The sequence below is a fragment of the Pseudomonas sp. Pse35 genome, assembly GCF_024519715.1.
GTDB classification, from domain to species: Bacteria; Pseudomonadota; Gammaproteobacteria; order Pseudomonadales; family Pseudomonadaceae; genus Aquipseudomonas; species Aquipseudomonas paracarnis.
Genome location: NZ_JALJRP010000006.1, coordinates 155,997 through 173,634 on the forward strand (window position 1 = coordinate 155,997; position 17,638 = coordinate 173,634).

The 17,638-nt window shown below is 61.9% G+C and carries 12 protein-coding genes; 9 read left to right on the forward strand and 3 right to left on the reverse strand.

Annotation, left to right across the window (positions count from 1 at the left end; all coding sequences use genetic code 11):
* Nucleotides 1–90: 90 nt before the first annotated feature.
* Complete coding sequence (gene aceF, locus OC445_RS07890) at nt 91–1,737, reverse strand: dihydrolipoyllysine-residue acetyltransferase (RefSeq protein WP_262020050.1); 1,647 nt, start codon at nt 1,735–1,737, stop codon at nt 91–93.
* Nucleotides 1,738–1,748: 11 nt separating this feature from the next.
* Nucleotides 1,749–4,394 carry a pyruvate dehydrogenase (acetyl-transferring), homodimeric type gene (gene aceE, locus OC445_RS07895; protein WP_003187985.1) on the reverse strand — a complete coding sequence of 882 codons (2,646 nt, stop codon included), beginning with the start codon at nt 4,392–4,394 and terminating at the stop codon, nt 1,749–1,751.
* Between the two features lie 383 nt (nt 4,395–4,777).
* Between aceE and glnE the strand changes: the two genes are divergently transcribed.
* The 8 genes from glnE (at nt 4,778) to OC445_RS07935 (ending at nt 14,897) form a co-directional block, all read left to right on the forward strand.
* Nucleotides 4,778–7,717, forward strand: coding sequence for a bifunctional [glutamate--ammonia ligase]-adenylyl-L-tyrosine phosphorylase/[glutamate--ammonia-ligase] adenylyltransferase (gene glnE / locus OC445_RS07900; protein WP_057975422.1), 2,940 nt, complete (start codon nt 4,778–4,780; stop codon nt 7,715–7,717).
* A 221-nt stretch (nt 7,718–7,938) separates the two neighbouring features.
* Nucleotides 7,939–8,973 carry a lipopolysaccharide heptosyltransferase II gene (gene waaF / locus OC445_RS07905; RefSeq protein ID WP_054918888.1) on the forward strand — a complete coding sequence of 345 codons (1,035 nt, stop codon included), beginning with the start codon at nt 7,939–7,941 and terminating at the stop codon, nt 8,971–8,973.
* A gap of 1 nt (nt 8,974) precedes the next feature.
* Entirely contained in the window at nt 8,975–10,036 is a 1,062-nt protein-coding gene (waaC, locus tag OC445_RS07910) for a lipopolysaccharide heptosyltransferase I (protein ID WP_168223981.1), read from the forward strand.
* On the forward strand, nt 10,036–11,160 hold the full coding sequence (locus OC445_RS07915) for a glycosyltransferase family 4 protein (protein WP_014716627.1): 1,125 nt from the start codon (nt 10,036–10,038) through the stop codon (nt 11,158–11,160). The genes waaC and OC445_RS07915 overlap by 1 nt, the downstream gene beginning before the upstream one ends.
* A complete protein-coding gene (rfaP, locus tag OC445_RS07920; protein WP_054896239.1) occupies nt 11,157–11,963 on the forward strand; it encodes a lipopolysaccharide core heptose(I) kinase RfaP in 807 nt (268 codons plus the stop codon). Before OC445_RS07915 ends, rfaP begins: the two co-directional genes overlap by 4 nt.
* A complete protein-coding gene (locus tag OC445_RS07925) occupies nt 11,963–12,697 on the forward strand; it encodes a lipopolysaccharide kinase InaA family protein (protein WP_054896240.1) in 735 nt (244 codons plus the stop codon). Before rfaP ends, OC445_RS07925 begins: the two co-directional genes overlap by 1 nt.
* On the forward strand, nt 12,694–13,446 hold the full coding sequence (locus OC445_RS07930) for a lipopolysaccharide kinase InaA family protein (RefSeq protein WP_034125618.1): 753 nt from the start codon (nt 12,694–12,696) through the stop codon (nt 13,444–13,446). The genes OC445_RS07925 and OC445_RS07930 overlap by 4 nt, the downstream gene beginning before the upstream one ends.
* Nucleotides 13,446–14,897: a lipopolysaccharide kinase InaA family protein gene (locus OC445_RS07935; RefSeq protein WP_262020051.1), complete on the forward strand. Its 1,452-nt coding sequence runs from the start codon at nt 13,446–13,448 to the stop codon at nt 14,895–14,897. Before OC445_RS07930 ends, OC445_RS07935 begins: the two co-directional genes overlap by 1 nt.
* 98 nt (nt 14,898–14,995) lie before the next feature.
* Here OC445_RS07935 and OC445_RS07940 read toward each other — a convergent pair whose 3' ends face one another.
* Nucleotides 14,996–17,074: a TonB-dependent receptor family protein gene (locus OC445_RS07940; protein ID WP_262020052.1), complete on the reverse strand. Its 2,079-nt coding sequence runs from the start codon at nt 17,072–17,074 to the stop codon at nt 14,996–14,998.
* A gap of 203 nt (nt 17,075–17,277) precedes the next feature.
* Here OC445_RS07940 and OC445_RS07945 point away from each other — a divergent pair, with 203 nt between their 5' ends.
* Nucleotides 17,278–17,613 (forward strand): YceK/YidQ family lipoprotein, encoded by a 336-nt coding sequence (locus tag OC445_RS07945; RefSeq protein WP_054896243.1) that lies wholly within the window; start codon nt 17,278–17,280, stop codon nt 17,611–17,613.
* Nucleotides 17,614–17,638 lie beyond the last annotated feature (25 nt).

Genomic DNA, 17,638 nt, shown 5'->3' on the forward strand with positions numbered 1-17,638 from the left:
GCCCCGCCAAGTGGCGGGGTTGAGGTACGAGCGTGGCGCTCGGAAATCGGTGTGGCAAGGGCCTTCCAGGTAACGGGAAGGCCCTGCGACTTACAGCAGGATGGTGCGGATGTCGTTCAGCAGCTGGCTCAGGCGCTGGGTGAAGCGCGCAGCCGCAGCACCGTTGATCACACGGTGATCGTAGGACAGCGACAGTGGCAGCATCAGCTTGGGTTGGAACGCTTTACCGTCCCACACAGGCTGGATGGTGGCCTTGGACACACCCAGGATCGCCACTTCCGGCGCGTTGACGATTGGCGTGAAGCCAGTGCCGCCAATGTGGCCGAGGCTGGAGATGGTGAAGCAAGCGCCCTGCATGTCGTCCGGGGTGAGCTTCTTGTCGCGGGCCTTGGCAGCCAGCGCAGCCGCTTCGCCAGCGAGTTGCAGGAGGCTCTTCTGATCGACGTTCTTGATGACCGGTACCAGCAGGCCATCCGGGGTGTCGACCGCAAAGCCGATGTGCACGTACTTCTTGCGAATGATCGCCTTGCCGCTTGGCGCCAGCGAGCTGTTGAAGTCCGGCAGTTCCTTGAGCAGGTGTGCACAGGCCTTGAGCAGCAGTGGCAGCACGGTCAGCTTCACGCCGGCCTTCTCGGCCACGGCTTTCTGCGCAACGCGGAACGCTTCCAGGTCGGTGATATCGGCCTGGTCGAACTGAGTCACGTGCGGGATGTTCAGCCAGCTGGCGTGCAGGCCTGCCGCGCCGATTTGCATCAGGCGGGTCATCGGCACTTCTTCGATTTCGCCGAAACGGCTGAAATCCACGGTGCGGATCGGCGGAATGCCCGAACCACCGGTAGCGCCGCCGGCAGCCGGAGCTTCCTTGGCTTTTTGCATCATGGCTTTGACGTAAACCTGCACGTCTTCCTTCAGCACACGGCCGTGAGGGCCGCTGGCTGCAACAGCGCTCAGCTCGACGCCAAATTCACGGGCCAGCTGACGCACGGCTGGGCCGGCGTGAACCTTGGCACCGCTTGGCGCAGGCGCAGCAGCCCCGGGGGCTGGCGCAGCTTCGGCTTTTGCGGCCGGAGCAGGGGCAGCAGCGGCAGGTGCCGCTTCAGCCTTGGCAGCCGGAGCAGCAGCCGGTGCTGGTGCGGCGGCTGGCGCAGCACCTTGTACTTTGAGCTTGAGGATGAAGTCACCGGTGCCGACTTCGTCTTCCAGCTTGACCGCGATGCTTTCCACCACGCCGGCAGCCGGCGATGGGATTTCCATGGAAGCCTTGTCGGACTCCAGGGTGATCAGCGACTGGTCGGCTTCGACGGTGTCGCCGACCTTGACCAGCAGCTCGATGATCTTGGCCTTGCCCGACGAACCGATGTCCGGGACGTGAATGTCCTGGACGGTCGCGGCGGCAGGTGCAGCGGCCGGGGCTGGAGCAGCCTCGGCAGCGGCAGGCTTTTCAGCAGCAGGTGCAGGTGCAGCGGCGGCCGGAGCAGCGGTCGCAGGGGCTGCATCAGCAGCGCCTTCGATTTCCAGCTCCAGCAGTTCGTCGCCTTCTTTCAGACGGTCGCCCAGCTTCACTTTCAGGCTTTTGACCACGCCGGCCTTGGGAGCAGGGATTTCCATGCTCGCCTTGTCCGACTCGAGGGTCAGGATGCTCTGGTCGGCTTCGACGGTGTCGCCGACCTTCACAAACAGCTCGATTACTTCACCTTCACCGCTGCCGATGTCAGGTACGCGAATGAGTTCGCTCACAAAAAATCTCCTCAGCAGTCCAGTGGGTTGCGTTTTTCCGGGTTGATCCCGAACTTGACGATGGCGTCAGCCACCACCTTGGGTTCGATCTCACCACGGTCAGCCAAGGCTTCCAGGGCTGCCAACACCACGAAGTGACGGTCGACTTCGAAGAAGTGACGCAGCTTCTTGCGGCTGTCACTGCGGCCGAAACCATCGGTGCCCAGGACTTTGAATTCCTTGGACGGGACCCACTGGCGAATTTGTTCAGCAAACAGTTTCATGTAGTCGGTAGAGGCAATGACTGGACCCTTACGGCCGGCCAGGCACTCTTCGACGTAGCTCTTGGCTGGCTTCTGGCCAGGGTGCAGACGGTTGCTGCGCTCTACGGCCAGGCCATCGCGACGCAGTTCGTTGAAGCTGGTGACGCTCCATACGTCGGCACCGACGTTGAACTCGTCGCGCAGGATCTTCGCCGCTTCACGTACTTCACGCAGGATAGTGCCGGAGCCCATCAGCTGTACGTGGTGCGCCGCTTCTTTGGTGTCTTCTTCGAGCAGGTACATGCCCTTGATGATGCCTTCTTCCACACCGGCCGGCATGGCTGGCTGCTGGTAGGACTCGTTCATCACGGTGATGTAGTAGAAAACGTCCTGCTGCTCTTCGGTCATCTTCTTCATGCCGTCCTGGATGATCACCGCCAGCTCATAGCCGTAGGTTGGATCAAAGGTGCGGCAGTTCGGGATGGTGGCAGCCAGGATGTGGCTGTGACCGTCTTCGTGTTGCAGGCCTTCGCCGTTCAGCGTGGTGCGGCCGGCGGTGCCGCCGATCAGGAAGCCACGGGTGCGGCTGTCGCCAGCGGCCCAAGCCAGGTCGCCGATACGCTGGAAGCCGAACATCGAGTAGAAGATGTAGAACGGCAGCATTGGCTGGTTGTGGCTGGAGTACGAAGTACCGGCAGCGATGAAGGAGCTCATGGCGCCCGCTTCGTTGATGCCTTCTTCGAGGATCTGGCCCTTCTTGTCTTCCTTGTAGAACATCACCTGGTCTTTATCGACTGGCTCGTAGAGCTGGCCGACGGAGGAGTAGATGCCCAACTGACGGAACATGCCTTCCATACCGAAGGTACGGGCTTCGTCCGGAATGATCGGGACGATGCGCGGGCCGATGTCCTTGTCCTTGACCAGCTGCGCCAGGATGCGCACGAAGGCCATGGTGGTGGAGATTTCACGGTCGCCCGAGCCGTCAAGGATAGCCTTGAGGGTGCTCAGGTCTGGCGTCGGTACGCTGAAGCTGTTGGCGCGGCGCTGTGGTACGAAACCGCCCAGTGCGCTGCGACGCTCGCTCAGGTAGCGGGCTTCGGCGCTGTTTGGCTCTGGCTTGAAGAACGGCAGGTTCTCCAGCTCTTCGTCCTTGACCGGGATGTCGAAGCGGTCGCGGAACAACTTCAGGCTGTCGACATCGACTTTCTTGGTGTTGTGCGCGGTGTTCTTCGCTTCGCCGGCACCGGTGCCATAACCCTTGATGGTCTTGGCCAGGATGACGGTGGGTTGTTCTTTGTGGTTGACCGCTTCGTGGTACGCCGCGTAGACCTTGTACGGGTCGTGGCCGCCACGGTTGAGCTTCCAGATTTCGTCGTCGGACAGGTCGGCAACCATGGCCTTGAGTTCAGGCGTGTTGAAAAAGTGCTCGCGAACGAACGCGCCGTCTTTGGCCTTGTAGTTCTGGTACTCGCCGTCGATGACTTCGTCCATGCGACGTTGCAGGATACCGTCGACGTCCTTGGCCAGCAGTGGGTCCCAGAAACGGCCCCAGATGACTTTGGTCACGTTCCACTGAGCACCGCGGAACACGCCTTCGAGTTCCTGGATGATCTTGCCATTGCCGCGAACCGGGCCGTCGAGGCGCTGCAGGTTGCAGTTGATGACGAAGATCAGGTTGTCGAGCTTCTCGCGGCCGGCCAGGGAGATGGCGCCCAGGGATTCCGGTTCGTCGCACTCGCCGTCGCCCAGGAAGCACCAGACTTTCTGCTTGCCTTCCGGGATGAACCCACGGGCTTCCAGGTACTTCATGAAGCGTGCCTGGTAGATCGCCTGGATCGGGCCAAGGCCCATGGAAACGGTCGGGAACTGCCAGAAGTCAGGCATCAGCCAAGGGTGAGGGTAGGACGACAGGCCCTGACCGTCGACTTCCTGGCGGAAGTTGTTCATTTGTTCTTCGCTGATGCGACCTTCCATGAACGCACGGGCGTAGACGCCTGGCGAGGTGTGGCCCTGGAAGTAGATCAGGTCGCCGCCGTGTTCGTCGGTCGGGGCCTGGAAGAAGTAGTTGAAGCCGATGTCATACAGGGTTGCGCTGGAAGCGAAGCTGGAGATGTGACCGCCCAGGTCCGAATCTTTCAAGTTCGTGCGCATTACCATCGCCATGGCGTTCCAACGTACCAGCGAGCGAATGCGGCGTTCCATGAACAGGTCGCCAGGCATGCGTGCTTCGTGGGTAACGGGGATGGTGTTGCGGTATGGCGTAGTGATGGCGTAAGGCAGTTGCGAGCCGCTGCGGGTGGCGAGTTCGCCCATACGGGTCATCAGGTAGTGAGCACGGTCTTCGCCTTCTTTGTCGAGAACCGATTCCAGGGCGTCCAGCCATTCCTGGGTTTCGACGGGATCGAGGTCTTGCATGGCTTGCTCCAGGGCGGAAAGGCTACCAGAATCGGTTGCCTGAAGTTTGCGACTGGCCTTGTGGGCAGACGACATAAATTCTTGGATGGCCGAAGGTTGCTTCGGCGTCCTGTAGTTTTACTACAAATCGTCGGCCATTTCAGCCTTTCGAATGTATATACGAGTAGTAAAACTACACAAGACTGAGCGTATGGCTCGGTCTTGCTGGTGAGCATAATCGTTATTGTTGGTCTATTGCGAACAAGAAAAGGTGAAACTTTGATGTTGCCTGCCAAGATTAATTTAATTTCAGCTATTTCTAACCTTTGTTCGACAGTCCTTCACCGAGCATGGCTCTTGCCTTCACAACTACACGCCATTTACACGCCGATCAAGGATAGACCATGAGCCTTCCAACGCTGGCCGAACTGCCGGCCATTCTGTTGCCTTACGCCAACCGGGCCGAGCAGTCATTTCGTGACGCGGTGGCCGCGCTGGATGACGATCATGGCCTTTCTGCGTGGGCGCCGCAACGGTGGGCCGACTTCGCCCGCGTGTGCGCCGCCAGTGATTTCGTCATTGAACAGAGTGTTCGTGACCCTTTGATGTTGCTGGAGCTGGTGGCCTGGGGCGAGCTGGACCGCGGTTTCGCGCCCGGCGAGCTATGCAGCCAGATAGCCGGTGCCGTGCAACAGGCCGAAACAGAAGATGAACTGGGCCGCGTGCTGCGCCGCCAACGCACGCGCCAGCAGGTGCGCATCATCTGGCGCGACCTCACACGCCAGGCCGACCTGGTGCAAACCTGTCGCGATCTGTCCGACATGGCCGACGCCTGCATCGACCAGGCCTATCAATGGCTGTACCAGCGCCACTGCGCCCAGTTCGGCACGCCGACCGGCGCACGCAGCGGCGAGGCACAGCACATGGTCATCCTCGGCATGGGCAAGCTCGGTGCAGTGGAGCTGAACCTGTCGTCGGATATCGACTTGATCTTCGCTTATCCCGAAGGTGGTGAAACGGTGGGCGTGAAGCGCGCCCTGGATAATCAGGAGTTCTTTATTCGCCTGGGTCAAAAACTGATCAAGGCCCTGGACCCGATGACCGTCGATGGTTTTGTCTTCCGCGTCGACATGCGCCTGCGCCCCTACGGTTCGGCCGGCGCCCTGGTGCTGAGCTTCAACGCGCTGGAGCAGTACTACCAGGACCAGGGTCGGGACTGGGAGCGCTACGCCATGATCAAGGCGCGGGTGGTGGCCGGCGACCAGGTGGCTGGCGCGCAACTGCTCGACATGCTGCGCCCGTTTGTCTTTCGCCGTTATCTGGACTTCTCGGCCATCGAAGCGCTGCGCACCATGAAGCAACTGATCCAGCAGGAAGTGCGGCGAAAGGGCATGGCCGACAATATCAAGCTGGGCGCGGGCGGCATTCGTGAGGTGGAATTTATCGCGCAGGCATTCCAACTGATCCATGGCGGCCGCGACCTCAGCCTGCAGCAACGCCCGCTGTTGAACGTGCTGGGCACGCTGGAAGGCCAGGGGTATTTGCCCGCGGCGGTGATCAGCGAGCTGCGCAGCGGTTACGAGTTCCTGCGCTACACCGAGCATGCGATCCAGGCGATTGCCGACCGCCAGACGCAAATGCTGCCGGACAGCCCCGAAGACCAGGCACGCATTGCCTTTATGTTGGGCTTCAGTGACTGGGGCGCGTTCCATGAGCGACTGATGTACTGGCGTGGCCGTGTGGATTGGCACTTTCGCCAGGTGATTGCCGACCCTGATGAAGAAGAGGGCGAAGAAAGCGAATTGGTGGTCGGTGGTGAATGGCTGCCGCTGTGGGAGGAGTCCCAGGATGACGACGCCGCGTGTCGCCAACTGAGTGAAGGCGGTTTCACCGATGCCCCCAAGGCCCTCAAGGCCTTGGCCAGCCTGCGCGCCAGCCCGCAGTTGCGCGCCATGCAGCGCCTGGGGCGCGAGCGCCTGGATGCGTTCATCCCGCGCCTGCTGGCCCAGGCCGTTGAACATGCCAACCCGGACCTGGTCCTGGAGCGCGTGTTGCCGCTGGTGGAAGCCGTTGCCCGGCGTTCGGCCTACCTGGTGTTGCTGACTGAGAACCCCGACGCCCTGCGTCGCCTGCTGACATTGTGCGCGGCCAGCCCGTGGATCGCCGAGCAGATCACCCGTTTTCCGCTGTTGCTGGACGAATTGCTCAACGAAGGCCGCTTGTTCAAGCCGCCGCTGGCGCCGGAGCTGGCCGCTGAGTTGCGCGAGCGCCTCACGCGCATTCCCGAAGATGACCTTGAGCAGCAAATGGAAGCCTTGCGCCATTTCAAACTGGCGCACCGCCTGCGGGTGGCCGCTTCCGAAATCGCCGGCAGCCTGCCGTTGATGAAGGTCAGCGACTACCTCACCTGGCTGGCCGAAGCGATTCTTGAACAAGTGCTGGCCCTGGCCTGGCGCCAGACGGTCGCCCGTCACGGCTCGCCGCAGCGACTGGACGGCACCCTGTGCGATCCTGGGTTCATCATTGTCGGTTATGGAAAAGTGGGCGGCATCGAACTGGGGCATGGTTCGGACCTGGACCTGGTGTTTATCCATGACGGCGACCCCCAGGCCGAGACGGACGGTGCCAAGCCGATCGATGGCGCGCAATTCTTCACACGCCTGGGCCAGCGCATCATTCACCTGCTGACCACCCAGACCAACTCCGGCCAGCTGTATGAAGTGGACATGCGCCTGCGACCTTCCGGCGCATCCGGCTTGTTGGTGAGTTCCCTGGGGGCGTTTGATCGGTATCAACAAAATGAAGCCTGGACCTGGGAGCATCAGGCCCTGATCCGCGCGCGGGTACTGGTGGGCAGCCAGGATGTGGGCCAGGCGTTCGAGCAGGTACGGGCTAACGTGTTGGGGCGTGAGCGGGACTTGGAGAAGCTGCGCCAGGAGGTCAGCGAGATGCGTGCCAAGATGCGTGACAACCTGGGCACCAAGGCCACGACGGCCGGCAGGGGCGCCAATGCCTTCGAGGCCACGGCGCTGTTCGACCTCAAGCAGGACGCCGGAGGTATCGTCGATATTGAATTTATGGTGCAATACGCGGCTTTGGCGTGGTCTGCGCAACATCCATCGTTGCTGCGCTACACCGACAATATCCGCATTCTGGAGGGCCTGGAGCAGGTCGGGCTCATGCCCGCCGCCGATGCCCATTTGCTGCGTGAAGTGTACAAGGCTTACCGCTCAGCCGCGCACCGCCAGGCTTTGCAGAACGAGGCCGGTACGGTAGCCGGGGACCAGTTCGCCGACGAGCGGCGACAGGTGATGCGAATCTGGCAGGCGCTGGGCTTAAATTGAAACTCGACTGATTGGCGTCGCCAATTTTTATATGGGATGCGGATTGATGTGGGAGCCGGGCTTGCCCGCGATGCAGGCGCCTCGGTTTATCAGGGATAGCGAGGTGATGCGATCGCAGGCAAGCCAGCTCCCACATAAAGATGCTCCCTGGCGCACCGCGATCTACAGTCATTATCGAGGCGGGGAGGCATAGGCCTCCCCGCATCGTTTGTGGAAACTACATGAATATTCTGATCGTTGGGCCCAGTTGGGTCGGTGACATGGTGATGGCACAGACACTGTTTCAGTGCCTGCGCCTGCGCTATCCAGACTGCCAGATCGACGTGCTCGCCCCTGAGTGGAGCCGGCCGATCCTTGAGCGCATGCCCGAGGTGCGCAAGGCCTTGAGCTTCCCGCTCGGCCACGGCGCCCTTGAGTTGGCGACCCGCCGACGCATCGGCAAGTCCATGGCCGGCCAGTACGACCAGGCGATACTGCTGCCTAACTCGCTGAAGTCGGCGCTGGTGCCGTACTTTGCCGGTATCCCCAAGCGCACCGGCTGGCGCGGCGAGTTTCGCTATGTGCTGCTCAACGACGTGCGCACCCTGGATAAAGCCCGTTACCCGTTGATGATCGAACGCTTTATGGCTTTGGCCTACGAGCCGGGTGCTGAACTGCCCAAGCCGTACCCACGCCCCAGCTTGCAGATCGACCCGGTGACCCGCGACGCGGCGCTGGCCAAGTTCGGCCTCACCCTGGATCGGCCCGTATTGGCCTTGTGCCCTGGCGCCGAGTTTGGCGAGTCCAAGCGCTGGCCGTCGGAGCATTACGCCAAAGTCGCTGATACCAAGATCCGCGAAGGCTGGCAGGTGTGGTTGTTCGGTTCCAAGAACGATCATTCGGTGGGCGAAGACATTCGCCAGCGCCTTATACCCGGCCTGCGTGAAGAAGCGGTGAACCTCAGTGGCGACACGTCCCTGGCTGAGGCCATCGACCTGTTGTCGTGCGCCGACTCGGTGGTGTCCAACGATTCCGGCCTGATGCATGTGGCGGCGGCGCTGAACCGTCCGCTGGTGGCCGTGTACGGCTCCACATCCCCAGGCTTCACTCCGCCGTTGGCCGACAAGGTCGAAGTGGTGCGCCTGGGTCTGGATTGCAGTCCGTGTTTTGACCGCACCTGCCGCTTCGGCCACTACAACTGCCTGCGCCAGTTGCTGCCCCAGCCGGTAACCGATGCCTTGCAGCGTTTGCAGGGCGACGTGGTCGAGGTTCACTGAGTTGCGGGTTCTGGTAATCAAGACCTCATCCCTGGGCGACGTGATCCATGCCTTGCCGGCCCTCACTGATGCAGCACGGGCGATTCCCGGCATTCGGTTCGACTGGGTGGTGGAAGAAGGCTTTGCCGAAATCCCAACCTGGCACCCGGCGGTCGACAAGGTCATCCCGGTAGCGATTCGCCGCTGGCGCAAGAACCTCTGGCAAACCGTCAAGAGCGGCGAATGGCGGCGCTTCAAGCAGGCGGTGCAGTCGACTAAATACGACCTGGTGATCGACGCCCAGGGCTTGCTCAAAAGCGCCTGGCTGACGCGCTATGTGCGGGCGCCCATCGCTGGCTTCGACAAAGATTCTGCGCGTGAACCCCTGGCTGCGCGCTTTTACTCCCGGCGCCTGGCCGTGGCCCGTGGGCAGCATGCGGTGGAGCGCTTGCGCCAGCTGTTCGCCGTCGCGCTGGGCTACGACCTGCCCCAACGCCTGGGCGACTACGGCCTGAGCGTTGAAAAGCTGCTCGGCCTGCCGCCGAAAAAACCGTTCGTATTGCTGCTGCACGGTACTACCTGGGACACCAAGCACTGGCCCGAAGCCTATTGGCGCGAGCTGGCCGAACGCATGGGCCGCCTGGGCGTGGACGTAAAGCTGCCGTGGGGCAACGCCGCCGAAAAGGCGCGGGCCGAACGCCTGGCCCTCGGCCTGCCCAACGCCGAAGTGTTGCCCAAGCTCAACCTGGCGGGCGTTGCCCGTGTCTTGGCGAGCGCCCGTGCCTGCGTGGCCGTCGACACCGGCCTTGGCCACTTGGCGGCGGCATTGGACGTGCCGACCATTTCCCTGTTCGGCCCCACCAACCCAGGCCTCACCGGTGCCTACGGCAAGGGCCAGATTCACTTGGCCAGCGACTGGCCGTGTGCGCCTTGCCTGCAAAAACAGTGCACTTATCAACCCACTGCCGACGACCTGCGGCGGTTCGACATCGCACGCGAGTCGCCCCTGTGCTTCACGCGCTTGAACCCTGAGCGTGTCGCAAGCCGGCTGAGCACGTTGTTACTGGCCGAGGAGCAGCACTGATGCAACTGGCTTTTGTTCTGTACAAGTACTTTCCTTTCGGTGGCCTGCAGCGCGACTTCATGCGCATCGCCCTGGAATGCCAGCAGCGCGGCCACAGCATTCGGGTGTACACCCTGATCTGGGAAGGCGATATCCCGCCAGGCTTTGAGGTGCTGGTGGCGCCGGTCAAGGCCTTGGTCAACCACCGCCGCAACGAAAAGCTCTACGCCTGGATCCAGGCCGACCTGGCCAAGCGCCCAGTGGACCGCGTGGTGGGCTTCAACAAGATGCCGGGGTTGGACCTGTATTTTGCCGCCGACGGTGTGTTCGAGGACAAGGCCCAGACACTGCGCAACCCGATGTATCGCTGGTTCGGGCGCTACAAGCACTTTGCCGAATACGAGCGCGCCGTGTTCGATAAAAACGCCAAGACGCAGATCATGGTGTTGTCCGAGCATCAGCAACAGCTGTTTACCCAGTATTACGGCACCCAGGCCGAGCGTTTTCACCTGTTGCCACCGGGTATTGCCCGCGACCGCCGCGCCCCGCCGAACGCCGCCGAGATCCGCGCCGAGTTCCGCGCTGAATTCGGCTTGGCCGAAGACGATTTGCTGTTGGTGCAAATCGGTTCGGGGTTCAAGACCAAGGGCGTCGACCGCAGCCTCAAGGCGCTGGCCGCACTGCCTTCGCGGCTGAAGAAACGTACCCGGCTATTTGTAATCGGCCAGGACGACCCCAAAGTATTCCAATTGCAGAGCGCGGCGCTGGGCCTGGGCGACCAGGTGCAGTTCTTCAAGGGCCGCAATGATATTCCGCGTTTCCTGCTGGGGGCGGACCTGTTGATTCACCCCGCGTACAACGAGGCGGCCGGCATGGTGCTGGTCGAAGCGGTGGTCGCCGGCCTCCCGGTACTGGTGAGCCAGGTGTGCGGCTACGCGTTCTACATCGACAAGGCCCAGAGCGGCCGGGTGTTGGACGAGCCGTTCGAGCAAACCCAGCTCAACCAGTATCTGGTCGATATGCTCGACGACCCACAAGCGCGTGCGACCTGGAGTCGCAATGGTCTGGCCTTCGCCGAGACGGCCGACCTCTTTAGCATGCCGCAGTACGCTGCGGACCTGATTCTGGCGGAGCCAAACCGATGAAGTTGATTCTAGCCGAACCCTTCAAGACCCTCTGGGCCGGACGCGATGCGTTCGCCGAGGTCGAGAAGCTGGAAGGCCAGGTGTTCCGCGAGCTGGCCGCTCGCCGTACGTTGCGTACGGTGGTCGAGGGCCAGCCTTATTTTGTGAAGATCCACCGTGGGATCGGCTGGGGCGAAATCCTCAAGAACCTGGTTACTGCCAAATTGCCGGTGTTGGGCGCGGGCCAGGAGTGGGTGGCGATCCAGCGCTTGCAGGCGCTTGGTGTACCGACCATGACCGCCGTGGCGTTCGGTGAAAAAGGCAGCAACCCGGCCGACCAGCACTCGTTCATCATCACCCAGGAACTGACCCCCATCATCAGCCTGGAAGACCTGACCCTCGACTGGGTCAAGCAACCGCCCGTGCCGTCGATCAAGCATGCCTTGACCCTTGAGCTGGCGCGTACCGTGGGCGCGATGCACCGCGGTGGCGTCAACCACCGTGACTGCTACCTCTGCCATTTCCTGCTGCACACCGACCGGCCCATCAGTGTCGACAACCTCAAGCTGTCGGTGATCGACCTGCACCGTGCCCAGGTGCGTGCGACGATCCCCGTGCGCTGGCGCAACAAAGACTTGGCCGGCCTGTATTACTCCGCGTTGGAGATCGGCTTGACCCAGCGCGACAAGCTGCGTTTTCTCAAGGCCTATTTCCAGCAGCCGCTGCGCCAGATCCTGGCGGAGCAAACCGCGCTGTTGTCTGCGCTGGAACGCATGGCAGCAAAGCTGTATGCGCGTAAACAACGATACGGGGATGCGATCTGATGGCGGGTTGGAATCTGGAACCTGCCTACGCCGCCCTGGCGGATGACTTTGGAAGCCTGGACGCGGTGTTCGCCTTGCAAGGCGAGCGGCTGACCCGCGACCCGTTGTCGGAAGTGATTCGGGTGGAGCGTGACGGGGTCAATTATTACGTCAAGCGCTACGTAGGTGCCGGCAAGGGCCTGCGTCGTTACCTGGGTCGGCCGCGGGTGAAGTCCGAATGGCAGAACCTCAAGCGTTTCGCCAAGTGGGGCATCCCCACCGCCGACGTGGTGGCCTGGGGCCTGGACCGCAAGGGCCTGGCCTATAACCGTGGCGCCATGATCACCCGTGAACTGCCCAAGACCGAAGATCTGTCGGTGCTGGCCGAGCGTCACGATGAGCGCCTCAAAGACCCCCGGTGGGTCGATGGCATCAGCCGCCAGCTCGCCGAATACACGCGCACCATGCACGATCACCGCTTCACCCATAACGACTTGAAGTGGCGCAACCTGCTGGTGGACGATCAGCGCACCCTGTACCTGATCGACTGCCCCAACGGTGATTTCTGGCGCGGCTTCTGGCTCAAGTACCGCATCACCAAGGACTTGGCCTGCCTGGACAAAGTCGCCAAGTATCACTTGTCGGCCACCCAGCGCCTGCGTTTCTACCTGCAATATCGCCAGCGCGCGCACCTGACCGCGTCGGACAAACAGCGAATTCGCCATGTGGTGAAGTTTTTCGAGGGACGCGAATGAGTGACTTCCTGGCGGCTGAAGACCGCGCTCTGCTTGAGCGCAACGGCCTGGCGACCTTCGACGCCCTGTGGGCCAAGCAACTGGATGCGGTGGACGAGCCGAACACCAGCGGCGACGGTTGGAGCAGCGTGTATCGCCTGGAGCTTGAGGGGCAAGGCTACTACCTCAAGCGCCAGAGCAACTACCTCACACGCACCTTGCACCGGCCGTTTGGCGAGCCGAGTTTTGCCCGCGAGTTTCGCAACATCAGCCTGTATCGAAAGCTCGGCATCCCGGCCCTGCAAGCGGCGTTCTTCGGAGAGCGCAAGGTCAAGGGTGAGCGCCGGGCGATGCTGCTCACCCGTGCGCTGGATGGCTGGAATGACCTGGATTCGTTGCTGGAGCAGTGGGCGCAATTAAGCGCAGCCCAGCACAGTGCGATCCTGTTGGCCTGCGGCAAGCTGGCGCGTCATCTGCACAGCGTCGGGCAGGTGCATGGCTGTTTTTACCCCAAGCATATTTTCCTGCAGCCTGCCGGTGAGGGGTATGCCGCACAGTTGATCGACCTGGAGAAAACCCGCCCGCTGTTGTTTGGCTGGCGTGACCGGGTCAAGGACCTGGAACCTTTGCTGCGCCGCGCGCCGCAATGGTCGGATGCGCAGGTGCGCCAACTGCTGGCGGCGTACCTTGAGCAGCCCGAGGACGGTGCCCTGGTGTCCACTTGGCACCAGCGCCTGACCGCGCGCCGCAGCCACAAGGAGAACCGCTGATGCGTTTATCCGAGCTGAAATCGGCTGGGCGTACCCCCAGCCTGCCACTGACCCTTGACCTGGCGGATGCCGCCGGCCCTGGGCAATTGCAATTGCTGAGCCTGCTGCGGGTGTTGCCGGGGCAGCGCTACGTGGGTGCCGCCGTGTGGCGCGGTCGCCCGGTGTTGGCCAAGTTGTTGGTGGGCAGCAAGGCGGCGCGGCATTTTCAGCGTGAGCTCACGGGTGTGCGTCTGTTGGCTGAGCAAGGCCTGACCACGCCGTTGCTGCTGGCCGATGGCTTGCAGGACGGCGAGGGTGGTTGGCTGCTGTTTGAATTTATCGAGGGGGCCCAAAGCCTGTCCGACGCTTGGCTCGCCGTCGAAAACCTGCCGCCGTTGGCGGACGAACAAACCGCTGTGCTCGCCGAAGCGCTGGGCGCGATCGCCCAGATGCATGCCAAGGGCCTGTGGCAAGAAGACCTGCACCTGGACAACTTGCTACGCAAGGATGGCAAGCTGTATCTGATCGATGGCGCCGGCATTCGTGTCGAAGAGGCGGGCAAGGCGCTATCGCGCAATCGAGTGCTGGAGAACCTCGGTGTGTTCTTCGCCCAACTGCCGAAAAACCTCGAGCCCTTTACCGAGGAGTTGCTGGTGTATTACTTGCTGGCCAACGGCGAACACGCCTTGCCAATGCAAGCCCTGGAAAAACAGGTGCGTAAAGTCAGCGCCTGGCGCTTGAGAGACTACCTGGACAAGACCGGCCGCGAATGCACGCTGTTCAGTGTGGTGCGCGGCGCTTTTGGCTTGCGTGCGATCCGCCGCGAAGAAGAAGCCGCCATGGTGCCGGTGCTTGAGCAGGCCGATGCGTTGCTCGACCAGGGTCACCTGTACAAGACCGGTGGCGCGGCGAGCGTGGCCAAGGTCGACGTGGCCGGCCGGCCGCTGGTGATCAAGCGCTACAACATCAAGGGTTTTGCCCATTGGCTCAAGCGCTTCTGGCGCCCGAGCCGCGCCTGGCACTCCTGGCGCGAAGGTAACCGCCTGGCCTTCCTGGGCTTCGCCACACCCAAGCCGCTGGCGGTGCTGGAGAAACGATTCCTGTGGTTGCGCAGCCGCGCCTACCTGGTCACCGAATACCTGCCTGGGCCGGACATCATCGAGCGCTTTGCGCCGTATGTGGAGAGCGGCGAGGCGCCCGAGAGCGAGTTGCAGGCGCTGGACCAGCTGTTTGCCGACTTGATCCGCGAGCGCATCAGCCATGGGGATTTCAAAGGCCATAACCTGTTCTGGAGCGACGGGCACTGGGCGATGATTGATCTGGATGCGATGTGCCAGCACTCTTCCGCTGCCAGCTTTGCGCCGGCCTATGCCAAAGACCGTGCAAGGTTTATGCGTAACTGGCCGCAGGGCAGTGCGCTGTACCAGGTGATTGACCAGCGCTTGCCCAAAGAGGCGGGTGTCGGCAGTTAAACCTATCGCGGGCAAGCCCGCTCCCACGCTTGATCTGTGAACGCGGTCAAAATGTGGGAGCGGGCTTGCCCGCGATGGCGCCCGTCCAGGCGCTGCATTCAGAACTGGTACTGCGCCCCAGCCCCCGCATACCACGAGCGCCCCGGCGCCGCTTCGTAGTAGCGGTTATTGCCATCCCCCACAATCACCGACCCCACGTACTGACGATCCAGCAGATTATCCAGGCGCAGGGTCTGGTGAAAGGTCCAGTGCTCTACCTTCTGCTCAAACCGTGCGCGCCAGTTGAAGACGCTGTAGGCCGGCGCGGCGTGTTGTTGGTTGGTGTCTTCTACGTAGACCTTGCTGCGGTACATGCCTTCGATGGCGGTGCTGACCCAGTCCCGTGGTTTCCAGTTCAGTTCGGCGAACAGGGTGGTTTGTGGCACGCCGGGGAGGTAGTTGCCTTTGTCGATGGTGTTGGCGCCGCTGGTAAAGTCGCTGTCGTAGGTCGCCTGCAGGCGGGTGTAGGCGAGGCTGGTGCTCCAGTGGTCGCTCAGCTGGCTTTCAACACCCAGTTCGAAGCCGCGGCGCAACGTGCGACCGGCGTTCTGGTAGCTGGTACGGCCTCCGATGGATTGCTGCACCACCAGTTCGTCCTCGGTGGTGATCTGGAAAACGGCGGCGTTGATCCGCGTGTTGTTCAGTTGCGCTTTCACACCCATTTCATATTGCGTACTTTCAGACGGCTTCAAGCCGAAGTTGAAGCCCTCGGTGTTGCCCGGTGCATAGGCCAGCTCGGCCTGGGTCGGGGTTTCAAAGCCTTTGCCTGCGCTGATGTAGCCGTGCAGGTCGGGTGTGAACGCATACATCACGCTCATCGAAGGAGTGTTTTTCTGGTAGGTCTTGTTGCCGCTGGCGTCGCCATTGCCCAGGAACTGATCGTCAACGTCCATCTGCATCGTACTGTGGCGCACGCCGGCTTGCAGGGTCCAGCGGTCGAGGGCCCAGTTGGCTTGGATATACGGGTCGAGGCTGCGAGCCGTGTCGATTTCGTCGCGGCGTAGTTGGCCTTTCACGCCGAGGGCATTGCCGCTGTAGTTCTGATAGCCATGGCGGCTGTCTTCGCTTTGGTCGAAGTCCAGGCCGGTAATGATCGTCAGCTCGCCAGGCGCGCTTTCGATGGGCTGCAGCCAGCGCACGCTGCCGCCGTAGAACTTTCGATCAAATTGCACTACGCCACCGCCGCGTTCGTTGGCGGGCGTGCCCTTGGGGATCGACAGGTACTGAATCACACTGCGCCTCCCGGTGTAGGCATTGACCTGCAAGGTCGCGCCACCGAAATACCGCTCGTAATTCATCCCCAATTGCTGATGATCGATACTTTTACGCGTGTTGTAGTTCAGCGCATTGGCGCTTACCGAGCGCGGGTCTGCCTTGTACGCTGCCCAGGTTTGCCCCAGTGGATCTTGCGTACCGTTCTGCTCCAGGCTGCTGTAGATCAATGCCAGCTTGCTGTCGTCATCGGGCTCGACATTGAGCTTGGCGAAGGTCTGGTCGCGGCGCGCGCTGCTGTGATCCCGGTAGCCGTTGGTGTCCATGCGCGAGGCATCGAGCACAAACCCGGCGCCATTCACCGCGCCCTCGGCGCTGAGGTGGTTCTTGTTCAGGCCGTCGCTGCCCACCAGGGTTTCGGCGCCGATACGCGGCGGGCCCTCGCCGTCGCGGGAGAACATCTGGATCACGCCCCCGGCGTTGCTGCCATACAGCGTCGCCGCCGGGCCGCGCAGCACTTCGATGCGCTCGGCCGTGTCGAGGTTGAACGTCGCGGCCTGGCCCTGGCCATCCGGGGTACTGGCGGGGATGCCGTCGGCGATCAGCTTGATGCCGCGCACGCCGAATGCTGAACGGGCGCCGAAGCCTCGGGACGAGATCTGCAGGTCTTGCGCGTAATTCTGACGGTTCTGCACCACCAGGCCAGGCACGCGGGACAGGGCCTCGGAGGCGTTGATGCCGAGCTGGCCGTCACTGATCTGCTCGCGGTTGATGCCGTCCACGGAATAGGGCAAATCGAACGTCGGGCTGGCGCTGCGCGAGCCGGTGACCACGCTGGGGTCCAGGATCAGGGGCGTATTGTCGGCCTGGGCGGTGTTACACAGGCCCAGCAGGAAGGCAAGGCAGGTTGGGGCAGAAGGAGTCATGAAAAGGCCGGTTGGTAGCGCGCAAGTGAGGGGCGTAGGCGAAAATGTTACAAGTTTAACGACTCGCCCTCTGATTTGCCGAAATCCTTACCGCTGGGCGCAATGGGATGCTTCCTACGCTTAGCGTCGACTGCGTAAGCCTGAAGCCTTGGTTCTGTGGTGTTAGGTTTTCGGTCTTTATTAACAAACAAGAAGAATCAACTATGCGGACTCCTATTCTGAGGTTGCTGGTATTGCTGGGAATATCGTTGCTCATGGGCGGCTGCGGCACTACGACCACGGTACTGCGTGGCGATGACGTCACTGTTCTGAACCTCAAGAGGAAGAAAACGTACTGCAACTCTGTTCCGCGTGTTTATAGCGGCGTGGTTTATGACTTGTGTGTCTTGCATGGACCGCCGAACTCCGCAAGTGATCTCTCGCTGAATGGTATTCCCTGGGGCATTCTTGATGTGCCCGTTTCTGCTGTCCTGGACACGCTCGTCCTGCCCTACACGATCTACCGCCAAAGCGCGGACGGCAGCATCGAGCTGCGCTAACAGCTTCCTACTGCTTTTAAGCTAT

What these genes read in the sequence shown, in the direction of transcription:
- aceE (WP_003187985.1), bottom strand. Translation starts at nt 4,394, where the DNA reads ATGCAAGACCTCGATCCCGTCGAAACCCAGGAATGGCTGGACGCCCTG.
- glnE (WP_057975422.1), top strand. Translation starts at nt 4,778, where the DNA reads ATGAGCCTTCCAACGCTGGCCGAACTGCCGGCCATTCTGTTGCCTTAC.
- waaF (WP_054918888.1), top strand. Translation starts at nt 7,939, where the DNA reads ATGAATATTCTGATCGTTGGGCCCAGTTGGGTCGGTGACATGGTGATG.
- OC445_RS07915 (WP_014716627.1), top strand. Translation starts at nt 10,036, where the DNA reads ATGCAACTGGCTTTTGTTCTGTACAAGTACTTTCCTTTCGGTGGCCTG.
- rfaP (WP_054896239.1), top strand. Translation starts at nt 11,157, where the DNA reads ATGAAGTTGATTCTAGCCGAACCCTTCAAGACCCTCTGGGCCGGACGC.
- OC445_RS07925 (WP_054896240.1), top strand. Translation starts at nt 11,963, where the DNA reads ATGGCGGGTTGGAATCTGGAACCTGCCTACGCCGCCCTGGCGGATGAC.
- OC445_RS07930 (WP_034125618.1), top strand. Translation starts at nt 12,694, where the DNA reads ATGAGTGACTTCCTGGCGGCTGAAGACCGCGCTCTGCTTGAGCGCAAC.
- OC445_RS07935 (WP_262020051.1), top strand. Translation starts at nt 13,446, where the DNA reads ATGCGTTTATCCGAGCTGAAATCGGCTGGGCGTACCCCCAGCCTGCCA.
- OC445_RS07940 (WP_262020052.1), bottom strand. Translation starts at nt 17,074, where the DNA reads ATGACTCCTTCTGCCCCAACCTGCCTTGCCTTCCTGCTGGGCCTGTGT.
- OC445_RS07945 (WP_054896243.1), top strand. Translation starts at nt 17,278, where the DNA reads ATGCGGACTCCTATTCTGAGGTTGCTGGTATTGCTGGGAATATCGTTG.